This is a genomic window from Pseudomonas sp. DNDY-54 (assembly GCF_019880365.1).
GTDB classification, from domain to species: domain Bacteria; phylum Pseudomonadota; class Gammaproteobacteria; order Pseudomonadales; family Pseudomonadaceae; genus Stutzerimonas; species Stutzerimonas stutzeri_P.
This window is the reverse complement of the sequence record NZ_CP082271.1, coordinates 1493913-1516196: the sequence shown is the minus strand read 5'-3', so window position 1 is coordinate 1516196 and position 22284 is coordinate 1493913. Positions and strand designations below refer to the sequence as shown.

The window sequence follows — 22284 nt, the reverse complement described above, 5'->3', positions numbered from 1 at the left end:
CGAAGCTGCCGGCCTATCACGCCATGACCCTAGAATTGTTGTTGAACCTGGCCACCGCGTTAGGCGTGGGCCTGCTGATCGGTACGGAGCGCAGCTGGAGCGGGCGCGATAATGCCGGGCAGGAGCTGGCCGGCATTCGCACCTTCGGCCTCGCTGGTCTGTTTGGAGGTCTGGCCGCGCTGAGTGCGAGCCATTTCGGTGCAGCCGCATGGATCGCGATGTTTGTCGTGCTCGCCTTGTTGACAATTGCGGGTTATGTCATCGAGTCGCGGGCCTACGCCGACCATGGCATGACCACCGAAGTGGCGCTGCTGCTCACCTTCTTGCTCGGTAGCCTCGCCGTCGCCGAGACGCGCTTGCTGGCCGCTTCCGTTGCCGTGGTCGTGGCGCTGCTGCTGAGCCTGAAAGCACGTCTGCACGGTGCGCTACGCAAGCTGAGCGAGGCCGAACTGAGCGGCGCCTTGAAGCTGTTGTTTATTTCGGTGGTTCTGCTGCCGGCGCTGCCCAATGAAGGTTACGGGCCCTGGCAGGCCTTCAACCCCTATACCACCTGGTGGATGGTGGTTTTGATCGCTGGCATCGGCTTCGCCGCCTATGTTGCCATTCGCTTGCTCGGCACCCGCCATGGATTGATGGTTACGGCGCTGCTCGGCGGTATCGTTTCCTCAACCGCCATGACCATCACCCTGGCCCGTTTGAACACCGAGAAGCTGCGACCTGCACTGGCCGCCGGTCTGCTCGCGACCTCTGCCTTGATGTTTCCGCGGGTTTTGCTTGAGGTCGGCCTGATCAACCGAGCACTGCTGCCGTCGTTGCTGGCGCCGATGGTGACAGCCGGCTTGATCTACTCGGCCGGAGCCCTGTTCTACTATTTACGCGCCGGACAACAGCCTCAGAGCGGAGCCGAGCCACCACTCAAGAACCCCTTCGAACTGGGCCCTGCGCTGCGCTTTGCCGGCCTGCTGGTCATCATTCTCTTTCTCGTCGAGGGCGCGCAGCGGTTGCTGGGCGATACGGGCATTTATCTGGTCGCGCTGCTCTCAGGGCTGACCGACGTAGATGCCATCACCCTGTCGCTGTCAAACAGCGCTCGGACCGACCTGAGCGAAATGGTGGCCGTTCGAGGCATCTTTCTCGCCGCGCTGAGCAACAGTCTGGTCAAGGCAGGGCTGATTCTGTTTATCGGTGGGCGCGCCCTTGCGTTGATGACGTTGCCGTTCATGCTCGGCGGCCTGTTAGTGGGGCTCGCAGTACTCTGGCTGGCATGACGTAGCGGGACGCTCAATCCTCGGCCAGCGGCGTTTCGGCCCCGGCGCGCTCCAGCCAGTCAGTAGGCAACCGCTTGCTGGCGCGGGCACCCAATAGTTTCAGCTGCTCGGCACGACCGACCAGGTTGCCACGCCCATCCGTGAGTTTGTTACGTGCTCCGATATAGGCCTTGTCGAGCTGCTGCAGGCGATTGCCGATCTCGTCCAGGTCCTGGATGAAGGCGGCAAATTTGTCATACAGCGCACCGGCGCGCTCGGCAATCTCACGGGCGTTCTGGCTCTGCCGCTCCTGCCGCCAGAGGCTGTCGATCACGCGCAAGGTAGCGAGCAATGTGGTTGGGCTGACGATCACGATGTTTTTGCTGTAAGCGTCTTGAAACAGTTCCGGATCAGCCTGCAGCGCCGCCGCGAACGCCGCCTCGATGGGCACGAAGAGCAGCACGAAATCCAGGCTCTGCAGTCCTTCTAGCCGCTGATAATCCTTCAATGACAACCCTTTCAGGTGGTTACGCACGGAGAGAACGTGCTGTTTCAGGGCCAGCGCACGACTGCCTTCATCCTCAGCACAGGTCAGCGCCTGATACGCCGTGAGGCTGACCTTGGCATCCACCACCACCTGTTTGTCACCGGGCAGCTGGATCAGGACGTCGGGCTGGAAACGCTCGCCGTCGGCGCTCTTCAGACTGACCTGAGTGTGGTACTCGCGGCCCTTTTCCAGTCCCGCATGCTCCAGCACGCGCTCCAGGATGAGCTCGCCCCAGTTGCCTTGGGTTTTCTGGCCTTGAAGTGCCCGCGTCAGGTTGGTTGCCTCGTCGCCCAAACGCTGATTGAGCTGCTGCAGCCGTTCCAGCTCTTTGGCCAGTGAGAACCGCTCGCGCGCTTCGCTCTGGTAGCTCTCCTCGACACGTTTTTCGAATGACTGGATACGTTCCTTCAGCGGATCGAGCAGCTGTCCGAGTCGCTCGTGGCTGGTTTCGGCAAATCGCTGTTCACGTTCCGCGAAAATCTTCCCAGCCAGTTCTGCAAATTGCGAACGCAGCTCGTCGCGGGCCCCCTGTAGATCCTCCAGGCGCTGGTCGTGAGTTTTGTGCTGTTCGTTGAGTTCGGCAGAGACAGCCGCGTGAGCCGCGCTCAGTGCACGCAGCTCGGATTGCTGCGCATCCCGCTCGGCTTCGAGATCGTTGAGCGCTTCACGGTGTTCTATGCGCTGCGCTTGCAGCCACTCGGTTTCGCGCCGCAGGGCTGCCAACTCGGCTTGCAGTGCCGAGCGAGACTCACTGAGGTCGGCGTGAGCCACGCGGCTCGCCTCGAGCTGCGCGCTCAACCCCTCCTGAGCCATGGTGGCCTGGGCGAGACGTTCATCGAGCAAGGCGAACTCGGTCTGGCGTTGTGAGAGACGGCGCTGCAAAACCACCGCAACAGCAGCCAGCAACAGAGATAGGAAACCAAGCCCGGCGAGCAAATAGGTAGGGTCGAGAGGCATGCGTGGCTCCGGCTGAATTGCCGCGCAGTATAGCCAGCCAAACCGGGGCGGTCAGGCCGAACGCCCTGCTTCGCCCCTTACTCGCGGCGGCCGTGTCGCCCGCGCGAGTAACGAGACGCAACGACAGCTGAAAGGCTTTAGCGGGTGGGAAATCGCTGTAAAACCCGTGACGCTTCGGCAGAACCTTGCGCGGCGGCTTGCTCCAGCCAGTGCCGCGCTTTGCCCAACTCGCGATACTGTGGCTGGCAATACAGCTGGCCAAGCTCCAGTTGGGCCTGGCAGTCACCTGCGCGTGCGGCCTGACGCAACAGCTCGAAACCGATACGCCGATCGCGCTGGCTGTCGCAATCCTTGCAAAGCAGCCGTCCCAGGCGGCTCTGCGCTTCGACAACGCCTTCGAGTGCCGGCTGCTTGAGCATCCGGCCAGCTATACGTTTGACACTTTGAGTCTGTCCTAGACGCTGGCTGTCCAGCAGCCACAACGCCATGCGCATCGGCAGGCGTGGAGAAGAGGGAGTGCTCTCGAGCGGGGTCGAGGCAAGGGGACGCGTTCTCATGGTCACCGAAGGGTTCGGGGGAACAAGGGCGCGCACTCTACTCCTTTTTTCGAAGAGTTAAAGTCTTGTCAAAAGTCTAAAAACGCGATCCGGATCACAGAGAACTTTAATCCACAGAAGCTGTGGATAAGTCAGTGGACAAACAGGTTACAGATTTCCCTAACGCCTGTATTCAGGGGGCTGCGGTTAAACTGACGCTTTTTTCACCAATGAAAAAAGTCCTTAATTTTCAGCAAGTTAATAACGTTCTATGACCGCGCTTGGTTTGCGACAGATTGTCATAAGCGCTTGACAAGCCCGACGCCCGAATGTGCACAAGTTTGGCGCAGCAGGCTGTGAGGTGCGCCATAAACGCTTCCAGCGCGTCAATAGCGGCGTGATCAGGAACTTCCGGCCAGCTTTGCGGTAGCCGCCTCTTCCACGCCGGCGCGCATCGCATCCGCGCAATGACCGCTTTATGCTGACGCGTCAAATTCGGCAGGAAGGACCATGACCCAGCGGCGCACAATCTTGCTATGGGCGGCTGCAGGCCTGGCTTTGCTTGTACTGAGCGCTGCGCTCTATGGGAGTGCGCGCTGGCAGAACCTCAAGGCTGAGCTCGGCATCGTCGCGTTCGACATCAGCGGTTTGCGGTTGTCGATGAACCATCTCGCGGTACGGGAAATTTCGATCGTCCGGCAGCCATCACCCGATGAACGGCTCGCCGTAACGATCAACGCCCTAAACCTGGAGTTCGCCAAAGGCTGGCGAGTGCTGCCCTTTAGTGCACTGACGGTCAAGCACATCGATGCCCAGTGGCAGCCACCCTCCGATGGCCGTCGCGACAGTCAACCTGTCGCGTTCCCTGAGCCCAGCCAGTTGGAACGCTGGTTGGCCTGGCTACCACGACACGGACGGATCGAGTCTCTTGATCTGACCCTGCCCTGCAACACCGGTGTGTGCACGGAACACGGTGGCATTAGCTGGAAATCAGGCGATAACGAGCTGTTTCCAGCGCGTATTGATCTGCGGCTGCACCATCAAAGCCATCGCGTGGGCGTAGCAGTCCAAGCCTCACAGCGGGGCAGCGAAACGCATCTGAACCTCGAGCTCGAGCTGGATGGAATTCAGCGAGCGACCATGCAGAATCAATTTGCACAGGATGCAGGCTTTACGCGCTGGCGCGGCACGCTCGCGATGAGCGAGCTGCCCGAGGCGCCATGGTTGCTGAACTGGCTGAGCAACTGGTCAGACTATGACGCCCAATCGCTACCCGAACTCCCCCAGCAGATGCGTATCGGCGCAGGCTGGGCGATGCGTGTCGATACGAGCAACGAGGCGGATAGCTGGGAGGCGCTGGACGGTGACCTACACCTCTCCGCCAACCTGCCTGTGCCTTGGCCGGTCGTCGGCATCGGGCACGTACAAGGTCTGCTGGATCTCTCGGCGCGCGTGGATAAAGGCATCTGGTTACCGACGACCCTGCGCACGGATCTGCAGCTACTGCCCGCGCAGGCGCTGATCGCTGAGCTTCCTGTACAGCTGCAACCCGATGCATTAAGCCTACAGATCACACCGTTACCAACCGGCAGCACCGCCTCGGCCCTTCCCCTACAGGTACGAATGGCCGCCAGCGGGCCCACGGCCGTGTCGTTAGAAAGCCTCCTGGAATTGAAACTCCGGGCCCCGTACTCACTGTCGTTTGACCAGACGCGGCTCCGCCTGAATAACCCAGTTCTGAAAACACCGGACCTCGCCCTCGCCGGTCTTGAAGCGGACCTGCGCCTTAGCGGCGAGATCTCCCCTGACACCGCCGTGATCCGCCTTGGCAAAGGCTCGAAGTTGACGCTAAACGCCCTGACCGCCACCGCCGGTTTGGCTGCCCGCCAACTGCAAGCGAATGTGGCAGGGATCGGCATTGACGCCACGTACTCCGACAACCAACTGCGAGCCCTCACGGTGTCCGGCAAGCCCACGCTGTCCATCGGAGAACTGCAGCAATCAGCACTGCGCCCTCAGGCTTGGCACTGGAACGGCACGCTCGCCGCGAACCAAACACGCGTCTCGCTCGAAGGTCCACTGAGCAATGATGCCGCGCTCGCCCTTCCGCTGGCACTGACCTACGACATGGCCGACGGGGCAACGCACCTGAACGCGGCCCTGCCCGACCTGTTCCTGCGGGCCGGCAATCCCTTGGCTGCCACCCTCGCCGACTGGCCCGAAACACTGGAGCTGAACAACGGGCGCCTGACCGGCCAGACGCAAGTCAACGTGCTTGGGAGTGGTGCTGTCACCGCAACCGCCACCTTCAGCGCGAGGGGGCTCGGCGGCATCTACGACCGCACCGAGTTGAGCGGGCTGGATGCCGAGCTGGCGTTTGCGCTGCAGCGCAATGAACTGAGACTGAGCATCTCCGAACTGACCTTGCGCGAGGCCAACCCCGGCTTCACCTTTGGTCCGCTGCGGTTCAAGGGTGAATATGTCAGCCCACTCGATACCTTCACCCGCGGTCGCCTAGCCTGGAGCCTCGCCGAAGCACGCCTGCTCGGTGGCAGACTCTGGCTGGAACCCGGCGTTATGGACCTTGCTGCCGATGCCCAGCAACTGCAGGCGCACCTGCGCGGCTTGCAACTACCGCTGCTGCTCGAAGCCTATCCCGCCGAAGGGCTCACCGGCACCGGCGTGATCGACGGCAACATGCAACTGCAACGCACCCCGCGGGCATCAGCATCGAGCAAGGCAGGCTGCAGGCGCGCGAACCGGGCGGTGCCCTGCAGTTTCGTTCGGCGAAGCTTCAGGCACTGGGCCAATCGAACCCGGCCATGCGCTTGGTAACGGAAGCACTGGATGACTTCCACTACGACGTGCTTGCCAGCGATGTGGATTATTCGGCCGAAGGCAAACTGGATCTGGGCTTGAAACTGCATGGCCGAAATCCTGCGCTGGAGGGCGGACGCCCTATCAACTTCTCGATCAATCTGGAGGAAGACATTCCGGCTCTGCTGACCAGCCTGCAATTGTCCGATCGCGTCAGCGAAACCATTCAACGGCGCGTGCAGGAACGCCTCAGATCTACCCGCTGAGGGCCACCATGAGACTTGAGAGGCACCAGCCGAACACCCGGACCGGGACTCGCGTAGCACCTACACGCGCCGTAAATGTGAAGTCCGAGAATTTTTTGGCGGCTATGGCTAACGCCGGTAGTTTTTCGAAGGCCGGTTGAGGCAAGGTAGCGGCACCCCCGATCAGGAGAAGACCGTCATGCGGGTGTTTCATCCAATCAGCATTTTCATGCTTGCCCTGCTCGCCAGTGCCTGTACACCACGCGTCGAACTGGCCGTGCCCAACGAGCCGATCAACATCAACCTCAACGTGAAAATCGAGCACGAGATTTACATCAAGGTCGACAAGCAGCTCGACTCGATCATTAACGAAGACAGCGGTTTGTTCTGAGGAGCCTTATGAAAACCTATCTGAAACTCGGAACCCTACTCATCGCGCTGTGCCTGGCGCTGCCCGCCGCCGCCATGTCGCTCAACGAGGCCATGTCCGCGCTGGGCCAGGCCAAGGCCAGCGGCCAGCTCGGCGAGCGGCCAGACGGCTATCTCGGCGTCGTGCAGAGCGGCGGTCAAGCCGAAGAAATCGCCAGTCAGATCAACCAGGCGCGACGTGCTGAGTACCATCGTCTGGCTCAGAAGAATGGCATCAACGTGAGCGACGTCGAGGCAATTGCCGGCAAAAAGGCGATCGAGAAAACCCCGCCCGGGCAGATCATCCAGCTCAATGGCAGCTGGGTGAAGAAGTAAACGAGGCATCAGCGGGGAGCGCTCGCTCCCCGCTTCATCCTAGAACCAGGTCGAGACCGTCAGCGAACCGAACTGATCATGCTCGTCTTGACCTTTGAATTCGCGAGTACGCCAGACGCTGGCAAACGCCAGTTGCCAGCTGTTCCAGGTTAGCGCCACGCCGGCTTTGGCGTCGCCGACCCATTCATTCGGATCCACCGAGTGGCTGCTCTTGAACGTGTTGCCCTCCAACAACATGTTCTGCGCCATGTAGCGCCCTTCTACGTTGGCAAAGAGGCTCCAGGCGAACCCACCGCCTTGATCGAAAAACATGCTTCCGCTCTGCGCCGGTGCCACTGCGGGAATACTGAAGCTGCGGCCCAGCCCTTGACCGATGCGCAGCCCAAACCCGGCAGACCCGTACGTATAGAGATTGCCAAGCGCAAAGCCGGCGCTCGGTCCGTATTCAACATCCAGCCCAGCCAGGCGGTGCTGTAGCCACCAGCGATGTTGATAGGCGAGATTGACGAAGGGTTCATTGCGCAGTTGATTGCGATGTTTTGGGTTCCCGGCGAGCCCCACCGCCGCGCCACGCATGCCGGCGAACAGCAGCGCGGCGAAACCTCGATGCGGCGAGTTCGCGGGAGGATAAACCGGCGGGGTGCGTGCCGATAAAAACGCGGATTTCGTTTGGTCTGTCAGGCTTGAACGAGCGCATCAGCTCGCGTTGGTGTGACCATCACTGCGGTGGCGATGATGTCGTTTTCAACCTTCAGCGAGTAGAGATCCGCCTGCTCGCAAGCGGAACACAGGACACAACGACAGTAAGAGCCAGTCGTGCTTGCAGCGGTGAGATGGCCATGGCCCAGCTCCTTGATTACATGCAGAGGAGTATGTATCAGCATGTTAGAGCCAGACCCTAGACCAAACGTTCAGCTCAACAGAGCCACCGACATCGGCCGTCAGGTTCCGATAACGCCACCGTCGTCCTTGGTGATAAGCACGGTAGAGGATCGCGGTCGGGTCTTGCCGTCGCTGGCGGGAAAGCTCAGTTCGGGATGCTGGACGTTGATCCACATGGCGCGGTAGTCCGGGCTCCAGGTGATACCCGTGATTTCGCAGCCGCGAGGGCCGACCAGAAAGCGCCGCACCTCGCGGGTGCGCGGGTCAGCACAGAGCAGCTGATTGGTGCCCATGGCCTGCATCGCGGGCTCGTCGTCGCCGTAGTCGGTCTCAATCCACAACCGGCCAGCGTTATCGAAGGCCAGCCCATCGGGCGAGGAAAAGATATCCCCGTTGATGGTGCCGGTGAGGTTGGCCGGTACTGGCTCACCCTCTGCATCCTTGGCGCCGGGCTGCTCGCCGGGCCAGCAGGAAGACTTCCCAGGTGAAGGCGGTCGCGGTGGGGTCGGCGCCCTTCTCGTTCCAGCGCAGAATTTGGCCGTGCAGGTTCACGGGACGCGGGTTGGCCTTGTCGGTGAGCCATTTCACGCCGCGGTTGTCGTTGTTGGTCAGGGTCACATAGACCTCGCGACTGGGCGGGTGCACGGCCACCCACTCCGGCCGGTCCATGGGCGTCGCGCCCACGTGGTCGCCAGCGGCGCGGGCGTTGAGCAACACTTCAGCCTGGTCGGCGAAACCGTTCCCTACCGTGAGCCCGTTCTGTCCGTGCACCAGCGCCAGCCACTCGCCACTGCCATCGGCGTTGAACCGCGCCACGTACAGGGTGCCGCTGTCCAGCAGCTGGCGGTTGGCCTTATCGGCGCCCGGCACATAGCGGCCGCTTGGGACGAACTTGTAGACGTATTCACCCTTGGTATCGTCGCCGGAATAGAAAGCCATGCGACCGTCCTCACCCAGCGAGAGCACGGAACACTCGCGGCAATAGCGGCCAAAGGCGGTGCGCTTGACCGGCTTGCTCGCTGGATCGAAGGGATCGACCTCGACGACCCAACCGAAACGGTTCGGCTCATGTACGTGGCCACCGTGCGGTTGCGTCGGGTCCGGCGTGGCATTGAAACGGGCGTCGGCGGTCTCCCAGCCATACAGCTTGCTCATGCCCTTGCCCTCGATGCCGTAACGCCTGTGCGATACACGCTGGGCCATGTCGGCAGCATCATGGTTGACGAAGTAGTTGTGCCAGTTCTCTTCGCACACCAGATAGGTGCCCCAGGGCGTGAAGCCGCTGGAACAGTTGTTCAGCGTGCCGATGATTTCGCGGCCGCTGGGTCGGAAGCCGTCTTCAGCGCGTCGTTGCCGGCCAGCGGGCCGCCCACCGCCATCGGCGTCATGGCCGAGATGCGCCGGTTGTAGCGCGATGGCATGACCCGCTGCCATTGACCCTGCGTGTCTTTTTTCACTTCGATAACGCTGACGCCATGAGCTGCCTGCTCTTTGCGCACCTCATCCCGCGGGCGCTTGCCGTCGGTAAACGTCATGCCGTTGGGATGCAGCGGCGGGTTGACGTACTCGTGGTTCATCACCAGCAGGCCGTGGCTGTCGGGGTTCTCCGGGAACGGAAAGAAGTGCATGCCGTCATGGTTGTCGCCGGCCTGCTTGAGCTGAGCCTGCCAATCATCGGTGGCGTCGGGGTTCCACTCCGGGGCGTCGGCCATGACGGCATCACCCCAGGAAAAGAACGTCCGAGCAGTGTAGCCCGGCGCTACCTGCACGCTGTCGAAGGCCGGGTCGAGCTGCGTCGGGATGCGCTTGAAACCGATCAGCGACTCAGATTGCACGGCGCTGCGACAGGCACCCAGACTGCCGCCGAGAAAACCCAACGCGGCAAGGCCCATCCCGCCCTTGAGCAGGTTACGCCGGCTACGATCGACAAGCTGCTCCAACGAGACGTTGGCGCTCGGGTTGATGGCCTGATCATCGAGCGCGGAAAGGTTGGCGTGAAAGCTTTGGAAATCCTGTTTCATCATTAACTCGTTAAGCAAATGGGACTGGTCCGCATCACTGGATGCGGTAATGAAAGGTGTTCTTGACCTCGGGGACGGTCACGGCGCGACCGTCGACGATCCGAGGTTGGTAGCGAAAACTTTTAGCAGCCGTAAGTGACGGTCGGATAAACAGCGGGTGGCAGTCTTCCAGCGCTTTCGGGTTCTCTATCCGCCCCTGTGAGTTGACCGAATAGCTGACGGTGCAGGTGCCCTCGATGCCCTTGTCCAACGCACGCGATGGGTAGTCAGGTGCATCCTTGGCGATGGGCAGGTACTGCCGACTGGCAGCCGCTGCGGCTTCGGCTTGGCGCGCGCGTTCTGCAGCGGCCGCCGCTTCGGCACGTGCCGCCTGTTGGCGCTGTTGTTCCTCGCGAGCCCGCTGCTCGCGGCGCTGGGCTTCGCGCTGCTGCCGCTCGACTTCGATGCGTTCCTGCCGTTCGCGCTCCAGCTGCTCTTTGCGCTGCTGCTTGGCTCGTTGCTGCTCTTTGACGCGCGCCTCCTCTGCCTGTCGCTCCTGCTCGACGCGCTTGTAGGCCAGCTCGGCCTGTTCCAGGCGCTGCTGTTCGATCTGCGGATCGATCTGCGGTTCCTCGATGACCGTCTCCACCAGCGGCTCCGAGACGGGTGTCGGCTCGGGCTCAATCACAGCCTCCGCCGCCGGCTTGGGAGTCGGCAGGCTGATCAGTTGGGCCTTGAGCACTTGAGTCTGACTCGGAGCACTCAGCTCGGGCGTCCAGCCATGCAGCAACAGACCGAACACGCCAGCGTGCAGCGCCAGGGTGACCGCCGCAGCACCGGCATGGCTGCGCCACTGCGGACGCGCGCTACCGGGAAGCTCGTTGGTAGCGTCATGGTCAGGCTGCTCATGGCGTAGGCTGCCAGGTGGCGCCTCGGTAATCAGACCGAGGTTCACCACCCCACCGCGCTGCAGCTCGGCGATCCCGGCCACCACGCGGCCATAGTCCGCAGCATCATCAGCGCGTACGTAGACCTGGGTGTCACCGCGAGCTGCGATGATCGCTGCAACCTTATCGCGCATTTCTTCCAGATCGATGGCGCTGTCGGTCTGGTCCTCGGCGTTCAGCTCGGTGCCCAGGTGCCAGTAGAAGCCGCCGTCGGCCTTCACCGAGAGGGTCAGGATCTGCCGCTCGTTCTCCGTGGGCAGCGCCTCGGCGGCGACCTTGGGCAGTTCGATCTTCACGCCCTGCACCAGCATCGGCGCGGTGACCATGAAGATCACCAGCAACACCAGCATCACATCGATGTAGGGCACCACATTCATTTCGGCTTTGGGGCCGTGTTTACGCTGCGGTTTGACCAGCATGGCGAAGCTCCTTCAGGCGGCAGCGGCGACGCTGGGCGAGCCGGCATGCAGGCGACGATGCAGGCGCGCCTGCAGCTCGTTGGCGAAGCTGTAGTAACGCGCGCTCAGGGTCTGGCCGCGGGCGGAAAAGCGGTTGTAGGCCATCACCGCGGGGATCGCCGCGAACAGGCCGATGGCCGTGGCGATCAGCGCTTCCGCAATGCCCGGAGCAACGGTGGAGAGCGTCGCCTGCTGCACCATGGACAGACCAAGGAAGGAATTCATGATCCCCCACACCGTACCGAAGAGGCCGATATAGGGGCTGACCGAACCGACCGTGGCGAGGAACTGCAAACCGCCTTCCAAACGCTCTTCCTGCTCGGAAATGGCGACATACAGGCTGCGCTCCACCCCCTCGATCACCGCATCCGGTGCAATGCCCGGCTGGCGCTGCAGCTGGCTGAATTCCTGATAACCGGCGAGAAAGATGTGCTGCAGGGCCGCCTCCCGGGGCAGCGGCTGATCACTGCCCTCGCGATACAACTGCGTCAGTTCCGCGCCGCTACGAAAGCGCTGCAGGAAGGTTTTCAAAAGGCATTCGCTGCGGCGCAAGGCCGCGCCACGCTGGATGATGAGGTACCAACTGGCAATCGACGCCAGCACCAGAATCACCATCACCAGTTGCACCACCAGGCTGGCCTCGCTGACCAGGCCCCAGACCGACATATGTTCACTTTGCATCTGTATTTCCTCCGGCCGCCCCGTGGGGCGGCACTCGTTTATTACTTTCAAGCAACGTTGCGGGCGTCGCCTGACGCATTCATGCGACCGAGGTCAGTCCAGCCCTAGCGCGTCAGCAACCGCTGCCCACGGCAGGTATTTGTAGTTCTGAGCGCCTTCGGGCATGCGCTTGCGGCCGTCCTGCACCACCAGCATGCCGCGGCTCCAGACACCGCCGAGGTTGGCCGAAGTGACCTCCAGCCCATCGGTCTCCGATGCGCCATCGATGCCGCGCTCGGCATTCAAAACCAACGCGGAATGCACCTCGAACGGCGTAAGGCGCGGCGGCATCCAGTACCAGATAGCTGTCGTTACCCTGGCTCGAGATCACCAGGTAATCGGCCTTCGCACCCTGGTAGAGCGCCAGCCCCTCGACGTCGTCATGCAGCGGGCCGCCGACACCGATGACCTTCTCCAGCTTCGCCGGGGCATCGCCACGGGCATCCAGTGTCCAGACTGCCTCGTCCTCCTCACCGACGAAGAGCCGCTGGGTGCGGTCATCGGCCACGCATCCCTCGGGTTGACTGGCAACCTTGAACTGCCGCACCAGCTCACCACGCGGCGAGCCGCTGGAACCATCCAGGCGGTACTGCCGAAAGGTGCCGTCCTTGTCGTTGGCGATCGCATGGATAGCGCCCTGGCGATCCTTGAACATGCACAGGCCATAGATTTCGGAGATCGGCGTGGCGATCTGGCCGATGTCGCTCAACTGCCCGCTCGTTGGATCGATGGCGAACAGGTGCAGACTGTTGTGATCCCGATTGCTGGCCACGGCTAGGTCAACCTGCTTGCTGCGAGAACAAAGCCGGTGCGCACGTCCACGTTGTTCAACCGCCCGACGGGCAGGTACTGGAGCTGCTTGCCGGTCAGGTCGTACACGCCGAGCCCGCCCTTCTTGTCGGTGCCCAGCACACGGCTTCTGGCACGGTCGCTTGCGTTTACCCAGATCGCAGGGTCGTCGGCAGCATCGCCGAGGTGCGGCACCGGATCGGTCTGAGCCTGAGCCGGCAGCATCGGAATGACAGGCGTCGCGGTGGGCGTTGGAGGCTGCCAATCCAGACGAGACGCGTGGGCGCCACGCTCATCGGTCAGCAGCAGGTCGATGCCACCCTCGGTCAATCGGGCGCTGATCTGCTCAGGCTCGTCGAAGCCTTCGAGCGGCAGTACCGAATGGCTACGCCAGCTGTCTGCTTCTCGCCCATAGATGTGCAGCGCGCCAGCTTCCGGGTCTAGCGCCAGCAACCCGCCCGGCACCAATGCCATGCCAGCAGCGGCTTCGGCGATACCACCGAAGGGCTGAACGATGTCCACGGGTTGACGTATGAGCGGTGCCTCAGCATCCGCCGCGTAACGCCAGAGACCCACGCCTTCCTCGTTGACGATCAGCTCGCCGGTTTGATCATTCACCTGGCAGTAGCCGCTTTCGGTGGCAGGCTCAGGCCGCGTACGCGCTGCGGGGTTGCGAGTGGGCGCATGTTCGCGGCGACCAGCCACTGCTCGCCGATACCTTCTTCACCGACCAGAAAAAGGAAGCTGTTGCGCGCCGCGTCGCGGAACAAGCACAGCCCCTCGATGGCGAAATCCGTCCGCGGGATGTACAGCGGCTGGCTCCAGCGATGCTCGCGATCAAGCCCTAGCAACACGGCCTGCTGTCGCTTGCGGTCGAGGGTGGCGATCAACATGCCCTGCCTGCCTACGCGATGATCCAGGCCTTCAAAGCGGCCTTTGAAATCGCTGATTACCGCGCCCTTGGCGTCGAGTATCTGCAGCCCGCGCGAATCCGGTCGAACGACCAGTCGCGACGCATTTGGCCAGAAATCTGTATTGGCGATCAGCTGAGCGTTCACGGCTTCCAGCGGTGCGGCATCCACGATGATCAGGTTCGGCGCCGGCTGCTTGTCGGAGCCGACGCCCGCTCCGGACTGACAGGCCGCGAGCGCAATGCAGAGGCTCAGCAACATGGATTTATGCAAAGTCATGTACATGGTTTTTCCAATCAGCAGCAGCTGGCCGCCACCGCTCTGAAAGGGGAACGGAGCGGAGACGGGGCGGCGAATAAGTCGAAAAGGGTCAGAAGTGCGTCAGGGTCAGGCCGAGCTTGTAGGTCGGACCGTATTCCTCGTACTGGGCGTTGAAGTTGCTGCGCCCGGTGTAGACGAAGTAGGACTCGTCCGTGAGATTCAACGCCTCTAGCGTCACCTGCAGGTTCGGCGTGATGAAGTAGCCTGCCTTGAAATCCACGAACAGCTGATCGTCTGCGTAGAGGTCGTGGGCTGCGTCATCGATACCGGCCACTTCGGCCAGGTACTCGGATTTGTAGTTGGCGGCCAGACGCATGTTGAACACGTCATTCTCCCAACCGACCATGAGGTTGCCGACGCTATCGGAGTGGTTTGGCAGGTCGATGCTGCGACTGCTGCCCTGCCTTCAATCTCTGCATCGGATTTGCTGAAGGTGGCGTTGGCGCCCAGCAGCACGCCATTCCAGGGTGCCGGTAGCCAATCGAGCTTCTGCGAATAGGCCAACTCGACACCATAGAGCTTGGCGCTGCTACCGTTCTCGAAACTCAGCGCTTCGTCGAACCCGGTCCATTGGCCCGTGCCGGCCAGATCGGTGTTGTAGATGAAGTTGTCGATGTCCTTGTAGAACAGATAGGCCGACACGGCCCCCGCGCGGCCCATGTAGTGCTCGATGCCCAGGTCGTAGTTCGTCGACTCCAGCGGCTTGAGGTCCGGGTTGCCGAACGCCGCCTCATCATCTTCGATGAAAAAACCAGGTGCCAGCTGCTCGAACGTCGGGCGCACCACGGTGTTGGTCCAGGCCGCCCGAACGAAGGTATCGGGCGTCAGCTCATAGCGCGCATGCAAGCCCGGTAGCCAGTGGTCATAACGGTTGTCGCTGGATACGGCTTCGAACTCACCGTCGCGCAGGCCGGTGCCCTTGGCGCTGAACTCGGTGCCCTCATAGCGTAGGCCGGCGATGATGCGCCACTTGTCCAAGTCCAGGGTGTTCATGAAATACGCCGCGTTGATGTCTTCGCTCATGTCGAAGTCGCCAATGCGCGACTCCTCTTGGTCGTAGAACTCGCTCGCATCGAGGCCGCCAATCAGACCTCCAGGCCGCCGGCGCTGATGCCCGAACCGAAGCGGTCCAGCGCGTAGTCGACCTTGCCGCTCTGGAAGTCGGCTAGGGTCAGGTCGTCGAAATCGTCGTAAGCCCAGATCTCGGCGTCGTTGGTCTTGTCGCGCCGGCTGAGCTTGCCACCGAACTTGAGCTGGGAGGCGTAGCCCTGGATGTCGTAATCGCGGGCTAGATCCAGACGGATGTTTTTCTCTTTGTCGCGCGCATCGGTCTTCTCCCACTCCACCTCGTCCAGCTCGAAGCTCGCAGGATCGTAGAAAGACGGGTCGACGGTCAGGCGCGGTTTGTTCGTGCTGGAGAAACCGACGTCAGCGAAGTCACCCTCGAACGTCGCGCTGGAAATGCCGCCCGGGTTGCGCTCGCGGGCCTCGCTGTAGCCGACCTGACCGCTGAGGGTCCAGAAGCCCATCATCCGCTCGCCACCGAACACGTAGGACTGAATGGTCTGGGTTTCCTCGCGTGACTTCAGCTCACGCCAACCCTCGGCATCGCCCAATTCACCTGCCAGCTGCGCATCTTCGAATTCGACGCCGGCTGCGTTGCGGGTCTCGGTGTCCTTGAAGCGGCTGTACAGCGTGCGCAGGTAATAGCTGCTGAAGTCGTCCGGCTGGTAATCGAAGTTCAGACCAAAGCCGGTGCGCTCGCGGGTGATCTCGTAGTCACGCTGCTCGAACTCCCGCAGCCGGGCCTCGTCGTCTTCGAAATCCCACTTGCCGCCGGTCTCGACGTTATCCGAGCCGAAGTCGCGATCCTGCCAACTCAGCGCCGCGGCCACGCCGAAGTTGTCGACGCCACCGCCCAGGCTGAAGCGGTTACTGATGGCACCGGAAAATTTGGGGCTGGTCTCGCCGACGTTCTCGTCGTAGCTGGCTTCGGTGCTGAGGCTGTAGAACAGGCCGTCGTGGTCGAACGCCGACAGGCTCTCCACCTCGATGGTGCCGCCCAGGGAGTTGGCATCCATGTCCGGCGTGAGGGTCTTGACCACTGAAAGCGACTGCACCAGTTCCGAAGGCAGCACATCCAGCGCCACGGCGCGGCGGCCGCTTTCCGGCGAGGGCACCAGGGTGCCGTTGATGGTGACGCTGTTCAGGTCCGGCGCGATGCCGCGCACGCTGACGAAGCGGCCTTCACCCTGATCGCGCTCGACGGACAGGCCGGGGATGCGCTGCAAAGCTTCGGCGGCGTTGTCATCGGGCAGCTGGCCGATCCCATCGGCATGGACCACGCTTTTCACGCTGTCGGAGTTGCGCTGTTCCCTCAATGCCTCGTCGATGCTGACGGCCTGGCCGATCACTTCGACGTGCTCCATGACAAGCGGCTCCTCGGCCCAGGCCGAACCGGCGCTGACGGCCAGGGCCAGCAGGCTGATGCGGAACCCTGCATGGCGGATGCCGCTGCGGTATGTGCTCATTAACAATCCCCCGAACGCTGTTTACCGGGTCCATCCCGGAACTGGAGCGGACGGTAGGGTCGGGATATGGCGGTTCTGTGACAGAGGTTGGTGCAGGAGCACCAGATGGCTTTTATTGGGGTGGTTTGGGGTGGGGATTGAGCTGATATGACCTGCCTCCGGCTCGGGACGCAGCGCTCAACCCGTAGGGTGGGCTTTAGCCCACCGCATGCACGGAGCCACTCCGTCACGGTGGGCTGAAGCCCACCCTACGCTGCCGATATGACCTGTTCTGGTGGTGTGGGGGGTGACGCATTGGTGGGAGCGCGGTTCGTGCCGCTGCCCGTTGCAGCGTAGTCCGGGACGCTGGTTTCGCCCTGTTGGGCGAGTCACTTTTTCCAAACGCTGAAAAAGTAACCAAAAACGCTGCGCCCCTGCATACGGCCCTGCGCTTCGCTCCGGATTCGTTCGCTCCATCGCTGCTTCAGGGTCGGCTTACAAGGGCCATCCATGGCCCTATAAGCCTTTCGCCGCATCCATGCGGCTCAACCCCTTACGCAACGATTCCACTCACCCTCCTGAAGGGGCATTCGGCGTCGTTTATTGGTCTGTGCCAGAAATCAAAAGCCTAAGCACTGTGGGTTGGGTTTCACAACGTAGGATGGGCGAAGCCCATCGCAAGAGCTTGATGGGTTGCACCCCCCTACGAGACGCAGGCGCGCGTTGCTTCTTTGCTGGCAGACGAACCATCAGACGCCGCCGAACGCCCCTTTCAGAAGGCCGAATGGAATCGCTGCGTAGAGGGGCGAGCGGCATGGATGCCGCGAGAGCCGTGAAGGGTCGGGGCCGCCGTCGGTATGGATGGCCCTTGCGCGGCGGCCCTCAGCGCAGCGATGGAATGAGGGAAGTCGAGCGCAGCGAACCGGGGACGCCTAGTCCGGATGCAGGGGCAAGAACTTTTGGTTCCTTTTGGGGCGACTGCCAAAAGGAACTCGCCCAGCAGGGCGAAACCAAGCCATCAAACAACGCCCTAATCCGCCTCCCCCCAAAACACGAGCAACAGCGCGAAAAAACCCTGAGCCAATTCAACCCCCACCTCATTCATCCAACCGTCACATCCATCTGTTTCCGTGCCCTCACGCACTGGCGCGCCTAGCCACGGAGACCCGATGAAATCCCTGCTCAAACTCCACACCCTTACCCTCCTCGGCCTGGCCATGGCCGCCAACGCCGGTCTGCAGATCTATCTCGCTACCGGCCAGCTAAAGGCCTGGGCGGAGATCAACTGGATGGACGTAGCCGGCGAAGGCGGCTCGGCCGTCCTCGCGTTAGCCTGGCTGATCATGCTGCTGCGCAGCCGCCCGGCGGGTCGGGTAACGCGACTGCTCGCGTTGGGTCTGTCCTGCGTGTTCTTTTCCTGGTGGATGGACACGCTGGACGAATTCATTCACCTGCCGGAACTGGCAGTCTGGGACAACTGGCTGGAAACGGCGCCAATGCCCATCGGGCTGATCCTGCTGACGCTGGGTATCTACCACCTGAACCAGGAGCAGCGCGCCATCAGCCAACAGATGAGCAAGCGTGAAAAGCTGTTTCGCGAGAGCACCGTCTGTTCGACAAGCTGACGCCCCTCGGCGCCGCCGAATACCTCAGGCAACAGCTGCAGCGAGCCCTCGCGCACGCCCGTGGACAGTTGCAACCATTGTCGCTGGTGGCGGTGGACATCGATGACTTCACCGCCATCAACCAACGCTACGGCCAGGCCGAAGTGACGCCGTCCTTCAGGCCATGGCGCAGCTGCTGTTGCTCAATCTGCGCCGTCAGGACCTGCTGTGCCGGTTGGCCGGGATCGCTTTGTAGCGGTTTTGCCCAACACCGGGGAAGCCCAGGCGCGGCTGATCGCCGCTGAGCTGCAACAGGCGGTCGCCAGCCTCGCGCATCGAACCGAGCAGCATGGCGAGCGTCTTCACCTGCAGGCCAGCACCGCTGCAATCATGGCCATCGACGAAAACGCCGAGCAGTTGCTCAAGCGCCTGAATCTCGGCCTGGCGAAAGCCAAGCAACACCTGCCGCGCTGCGCCTGAACGATGAACATGCCGCTCGGCTACGAATGCGACACCCGATTCATTGCCGCGCATCATCAGCCGGCGGTGCTGATCGACTTGGCGTTATCGCGCGGGATCGACAGTCACCAGCTGCTGCGCGGCAGCGGAGTGTTCTACGACGACGTGACCAGCGGAGAAGCGCGCATCAGTCCTGATCAACTGCGCGTGCTGATTGGCAATGCTCAGCGACTGCTGGGCGCTGATGACAGCAGCTTCCTGTTCGGCCAGCGGTTGCTGCCCGGTCACTACGGAGAGGTCAGCCACGCCCTGACTCACGCGGCTTCGCTGCAGCAGGCTCTGGAGCAGCTGCAGCAGTTCCGCGCCCTGCTCAGCCCCTTGTTGACGCCGCGTTTGTTGCACGACGAAAAGCAGCTGCACCTGTTCTGGACAGACACTTGCGGCACCGGCGAGCAGCGTTTCCTTACCGAAGCCAGCCTGACCGCCGTGGTGGCCATGACCCGACGCCTGTCCGGTACGCGCATGCCTTGGCGTTTTCACTTGGGCTATGCGCAGCCACGGCATATCGAACAGTATTGGGTGCACATGGGCGAAGACCTGACGTTCGATAGCCAGATGACCATGATGAGCCTGCCGATCGAGTATCTACACCAACCCTGGCCTAACGCCTCGGCAACTGCAGGTCGGGTCGCATTGCAGGCGAGTCAGGCTCAGCTTGAACAGCTGGGATGCACAATCAGCATCATCGATCAGCTATACGATCATCTGCACGCCAACATCCGCTCACCGCTCAACCTGGAGCGCGTCGCGCAGGCCTTCGACATGAGCCCGGCATCGCTCAAGCGCAAACTGCACAAGCACGGCACTGGCTTTCAGGAGCAACTCGACCAGGTGCGCAAGCACGTTGCGTTGTACCTCTACCAGATGAAGGGTTACAGCAACGAGGAAGTGGCGAGTTATCTGTGCTTCAACGACACCACCAACTTCCGTCGCTCCTTCAAGCGCTGGACCGGCATTGCGCCCAGCGCCCTGCGCCAGCTGTTCGACTAGCTAGACGAACACCCAGAGCGCGAGCATCCCGCCCAGCAGGGCATAGATCAGGGACGGCGCGAGGGTACGCCGCAGCACCTCGCCCTCTTGGCCGACCAGATTCACCGTCGCGCTAGCCGCCACGATGTTGTGCGGGCAGATGATGTTGCCGACCGCTGCGCCAAAACCCTGAGCGCCAAGCAAGGGCAGCGCCGGCATACCCAGGCGCTCTGCGGTGGCTTGCTGGAAGTCACTGAACAGGATGTTGGATGCGGTAGCCGAGCCGGTCACGAAGGTACCCAGCACACCCACGAAGGGCGCGAACAACGGCCAGACACCCCCGGTTGCGTTAGCCGCGGCCAATGCCAGGGTATCGATCATCTGCGCGTGCACCATCACCCGCGACAACGCCAGCATCGCGGTTAGCGCCAGTGTCACCGACAGCATGCGCCGCAGCACCTGAACTGCGGACGCAGAAACCTCGGCAAAGGCCGCACGCTGACAGAACGCACCGATGAGAAAGCTCAACAGCAGCAAGGTGCCCGGGTGATAGAGCATGGCCATGCTGCCGCTGAACGCTTCGAATCGCCACGCCAGCGTCACCCCCTGCAGCGCTTCGCGGATCGGTGTGATCAAACGCGTCACCAGCACCAGCGCAACCAGAGCCAGATAGGGCGCCGATGCCCGCAACAGCTGCTGTCCGGATGCACCGCTCTGCCCTGCCGCGCGAGCACCCTCGCGGCGGCGCAGTGTCACCAGCATCGCAACGAAGATCATCGCGCCCAGCAAGGCCCCGCCCAGCGTCGGCAGTTCAGGCCCGATGAACACGGCGATCAGGTAGAACGGCAGCAGGAACGCCGCAGCGGCGTACAGCGGCCACGCCCACTGCGATAGCGAAATCTGCCGGCTGCCGGCAAATGCTCGTGACACCAGCCACATCACCACCAGCGGCATCAGCCAGCCCAGCAGAACGTGGTAGTTCGCAGTCGCCGCGGCCAGTTCACCGCCGCTGAAGGGCGTGACCGCCAACTGTGGCAGGATCGGCGTCCCCACCGCGCCAAAGGACACCCCGACGGCGTGGCCGATCAAGGCGATGCTCACCGCCTCCACCCGACCAAAACCTGCGGCAACCAGAAACGGCGCGGCCAGGGCGACTGAGGTACCGAAGCCTGCGGCGCCCTCGATGAACAAGACGAAGAACCAAGCCACCAGCAAGGCAACGATGCGCGGATCGTCGGACAGCCGTCCCATGGCTTCACGCAATACATCGATCGCACCGGTGCGCGACTGCAACTCGTGGATGCACAGTGCCGGAAAGATGATCCAGAGGATGGTCATCGCCAGAAACAGCGCTTCGCCCAGCGCGCCGGCCGTGGCAACGCCAACACCCAGTTCAGGCAGCACCCGCGTACCGTAGCCGAAGGCAAACCAAGCGATGCCAAGGGCGAGAAGCAAGCCGACACTGCCAGAGCGCGCGGCGGACCAGCGAAATCCGACCATCAACACCAGTATCGCGATGATAGGAACAGCCGCGAGCCCGGCGAACAGCAGATTCGGCATCAGGCGATCTTGTCCGCGTTGACCCGATGCAAGGTGCCAGTGCCGCTCTCGAAGGCAGTGATATTGGCGATGGTAGTGTCGGCGATGTTGGTTAGTGCCTCGGAGGTGAAGAACGCCTGGTGGCCAGTGATCAGCACGTTATGAAAAGTGGTCAGGCGCATGAACTGGTCATCACTGATGACGCGCTGGGACAGGTCCTGGAAGAACAGGTGTTCCTCTTCTTCGTACACATCAAGCCCGAGTCGGCCGATCTTTCCGCTCTTGAGCCCTTCGATCACCGCCTTGGTATCAATTACCCGGCCCCGCCCGGTGTTGATAAGCATGACCCCGTCCTTCATCTGCGCGACCGCCTTGGCATCGATCAGGTGATCGGTTTCCGGCGTGAGCGGGCAATGCAGAGAGACGATATCCGAGTCGCCCAGCAGGCGTTCCAGCGCGACGTACTCTACGAATGGCTTGGCATCTGGGCTTGGGTACGGGTCAGCCGCCAGAATCTTGCAGCCAAAGCCATGCATGATGTCGGCGAAGATCAGCCCGATCTTGCCCGTACCGATCACGCCGACTGTCTTGCCGAAGAGGTCGAAGCCGAGCAGCCCATCAAGGGAGAAGTTGCCCTCACGCACACGGTTGTAGGCACGAAAGGTCATCCGGTTGAGGCTGAGCACCAGCGCCACCGCATGCTCGGCCACCGCATGCGGCGAATAAGCCGGTACACGCACGACGGTCATGCCGAGCCGCTCCGCCTCGGGTAAGTCAACGTTGTTGAACCCCGCCGAGCGCAACGCGATCAGCCTCGTACCGTTGCCATGTAGCAACCGCAGCACCGGTGCGTCGAGCTTGTCATTGACGAATGCACAGACGGCCTCGAAACCAGCAGCGAGTGGCGCAGTTTCTGCCGTCAGCTGGGGGTCGAAGTAGGTCAGCTCATGCTGCGTCTGGTTGGCCTGATCAAGAAAACGGCGGTCATAGGGCTTGGTACTGAATACTGCGATGCGCATAAG

The 22284-nt window shown here is 62.2% G+C and carries 14 protein-coding genes and 5 pseudogenes; 7 read left to right on the top strand and 12 right to left on the bottom strand.

All coding sequences use genetic code 11. The features are described 5' to 3' along the window. Positions 1 to 23: 23 nt before the first annotated feature. Positions 24 to 1268: an MgtC/SapB family protein gene (locus tag K4O48_RS07145; protein WP_222911348.1), complete on the top strand. Its 1245-nt coding sequence runs from the start codon at positions 24 to 26 to the stop codon at positions 1266 to 1268. Positions 1269 to 1281: 13 nt separating this feature from the next. On the opposite strand, the gene rmuC is transcribed toward K4O48_RS07145, so the two are convergent. Both rmuC and K4O48_RS07135 read right to left on the bottom strand, forming a co-directional pair. After that, entirely contained in the window at positions 1282 to 2751 is a 1470-nt protein-coding gene (gene rmuC, locus K4O48_RS07140; RefSeq protein WP_222911347.1) for a DNA recombination protein RmuC, read from the bottom strand. Positions 2752 to 2888: 137 nt separating this feature from the next. Further along, a complete protein-coding gene (locus K4O48_RS07135) occupies positions 2889 to 3239 on the bottom strand; it encodes a tetratricopeptide repeat protein (protein ID WP_222912024.1) in 351 nt (116 codons plus the stop codon). Positions 3240 to 3797: 558 nt separating this feature from the next. Here K4O48_RS07135 and K4O48_RS20460 point away from each other — a divergent pair. From K4O48_RS20460 to K4O48_RS07120, 4 genes are all read left to right on the top strand, one after another. Then, positions 3798 to 6122, top strand: a complete 2325-nt coding sequence (locus tag K4O48_RS20460) for a YdbH domain-containing protein (protein WP_260523706.1) — start codon at positions 3798 to 3800, stop codon at positions 6120 to 6122. Continuing rightward, positions 6011 to 6370 carry a YdbH domain-containing protein gene (locus K4O48_RS20455; RefSeq protein ID WP_312846503.1) on the top strand — a complete coding sequence of 120 codons (360 nt, stop codon included), beginning with the start codon at positions 6011 to 6013 and terminating at the stop codon, positions 6368 to 6370. Before K4O48_RS20460 ends, K4O48_RS20455 begins: the two co-directional genes overlap by 112 nt. Positions 6371 to 6548: 178 nt before the next feature. Next, the gene (locus tag K4O48_RS07125) at positions 6549 to 6740 is read left to right on the top strand and encodes a YnbE family lipoprotein (RefSeq protein ID WP_222911346.1); all 192 of its coding nucleotides are present in this window, start codon (positions 6549 to 6551) and stop codon (positions 6738 to 6740) included. Between the two features lie 8 nt (positions 6741 to 6748). Next, on the top strand, positions 6749 to 7093 hold the full coding sequence (locus K4O48_RS07120) for a YdbL family protein (protein ID WP_222911345.1): 345 nt from the start codon (positions 6749 to 6751) through the stop codon (positions 7091 to 7093). A gap of 39 nt (positions 7094 to 7132) precedes the next feature. Here the strand turns inward: K4O48_RS07120 and K4O48_RS07115 are convergent, their stop codons facing one another. The 8 genes and pseudogenes from K4O48_RS07115 to K4O48_RS07085 form a co-directional block, all read right to left on the bottom strand. Further along, positions 7133 to 7669, bottom strand: a complete 537-nt coding sequence (locus K4O48_RS07115; protein WP_260523705.1) for a lipid A deacylase LpxR family protein — start codon at positions 7667 to 7669, stop codon at positions 7133 to 7135. Between the two features lie 365 nt (positions 7670 to 8034). Continuing rightward, on the bottom strand, positions 8035 to 8340 hold the full coding sequence (locus K4O48_RS20685; protein WP_409518943.1) for an alkaline phosphatase PhoX: 306 nt from the start codon (positions 8338 to 8340) through the stop codon (positions 8035 to 8037). A 61-nt stretch (positions 8341 to 8401) separates the two neighbouring features. After that, positions 8402 to 9867 (bottom strand): annotated as a pseudogene (locus tag K4O48_RS07110) (PhoX family protein). Between the two features lie 163 nt (positions 9868 to 10030). After that, entirely contained in the window at positions 10031 to 10624 is a 594-nt protein-coding gene (locus K4O48_RS07105; protein ID WP_260523730.1) for an energy transducer TonB, read from the bottom strand. A 276-nt stretch (positions 10625 to 10900) separates the two neighbouring features. Continuing rightward, positions 10901 to 11341: pseudogene (tolR, locus tag K4O48_RS07100) on the bottom strand (protein TolR); the annotation flags it as partial. Between the two features lie 12 nt (positions 11342 to 11353). Next, positions 11354 to 12067: a protein TolQ gene (gene tolQ, locus K4O48_RS07095; RefSeq protein ID WP_222912021.1), complete on the bottom strand. Its 714-nt coding sequence runs from the start codon at positions 12065 to 12067 to the stop codon at positions 11354 to 11356. Between the two features lie 87 nt (positions 12068 to 12154). Then, a pseudogene (locus tag K4O48_RS07090) lies at positions 12155 to 14085 on the bottom strand (phytase). An 85-nt stretch (positions 14086 to 14170) separates the two neighbouring features. Beyond that, positions 14171 to 16652 (bottom strand): annotated as a pseudogene (locus K4O48_RS07085) (TonB-dependent receptor). A gap of 1148 nt (positions 16653 to 17800) precedes the next feature. Between K4O48_RS07085 and K4O48_RS07080 the strand changes: the two are divergent. Next, positions 17801 to 18715: pseudogene (locus K4O48_RS07080) on the top strand (GGDEF domain-containing protein). Between the two features lie 3 nt (positions 18716 to 18718). Then, positions 18719 to 19744, top strand: coding sequence for an AraC family transcriptional regulator (locus tag K4O48_RS07075; RefSeq protein WP_222911344.1), 1026 nt, complete (start codon positions 18719 to 18721; stop codon positions 19742 to 19744). On the opposite strand, the gene K4O48_RS07070 is transcribed toward K4O48_RS07075, so the two are convergent. Both K4O48_RS07070 and K4O48_RS07065 read right to left on the bottom strand, forming a co-directional pair. Then, entirely contained in the window at positions 19745 to 21283 is a 1539-nt protein-coding gene (locus K4O48_RS07070) for an L-lactate permease (protein ID WP_222911343.1), read from the bottom strand. It lies immediately after the preceding gene. After that, positions 21283 to 22281: a 2-hydroxyacid dehydrogenase gene (locus K4O48_RS07065; protein ID WP_222911342.1), complete on the bottom strand. Its 999-nt coding sequence runs from the start codon at positions 22279 to 22281 to the stop codon at positions 21283 to 21285. The genes K4O48_RS07070 and K4O48_RS07065 overlap by 1 nt, the downstream gene beginning before the upstream one ends. Between the last annotated feature and the right edge of the window lie 3 nt (positions 22282 to 22284).

Coding starts and splice junctions, on each gene's coding strand:
- K4O48_RS07065 (WP_222911342.1), bottom strand. CDS start 22,281: ATGCGCATCGCAGTATTCAGTACCAAGCCCTATGACCGCCGTTTTCTT.
- K4O48_RS07135 (WP_222912024.1), bottom strand. CDS start 3,239: ATGGCGTTGTGGCTGCTGGACAGCCAGCGTCTAGGACAGACTCAAAGT.
- K4O48_RS20460 (WP_260523706.1), top strand. CDS start 3,798: ATGACCCAGCGGCGCACAATCTTGCTATGGGCGGCTGCAGGCCTGGCT.
- K4O48_RS07070 (WP_222911343.1), bottom strand. CDS start 21,283: ATGCCGAATCTGCTGTTCGCCGGGCTCGCGGCTGTTCCTATCATCGCG.
- rmuC (WP_222911347.1), bottom strand. CDS start 2,751: ATGCCTCTCGACCCTACCTATTTGCTCGCCGGGCTTGGTTTCCTATCT.
- K4O48_RS07145 (WP_222911348.1), top strand. CDS start 24: ATGACCCTAGAATTGTTGTTGAACCTGGCCACCGCGTTAGGCGTGGGC.
- K4O48_RS07125 (WP_222911346.1), top strand. CDS start 6,549: ATGCGGGTGTTTCATCCAATCAGCATTTTCATGCTTGCCCTGCTCGCC.
- K4O48_RS07120 (WP_222911345.1), top strand. CDS start 6,749: ATGAAAACCTATCTGAAACTCGGAACCCTACTCATCGCGCTGTGCCTG.
- K4O48_RS07115 (WP_260523705.1), bottom strand. CDS start 7,669: ATGCGTGGCGCGGCGGTGGGGCTCGCCGGGAACCCAAAACATCGCAAT.
- K4O48_RS07075 (WP_222911344.1), top strand. CDS start 18,719: ATGAACATGCCGCTCGGCTACGAATGCGACACCCGATTCATTGCCGCG.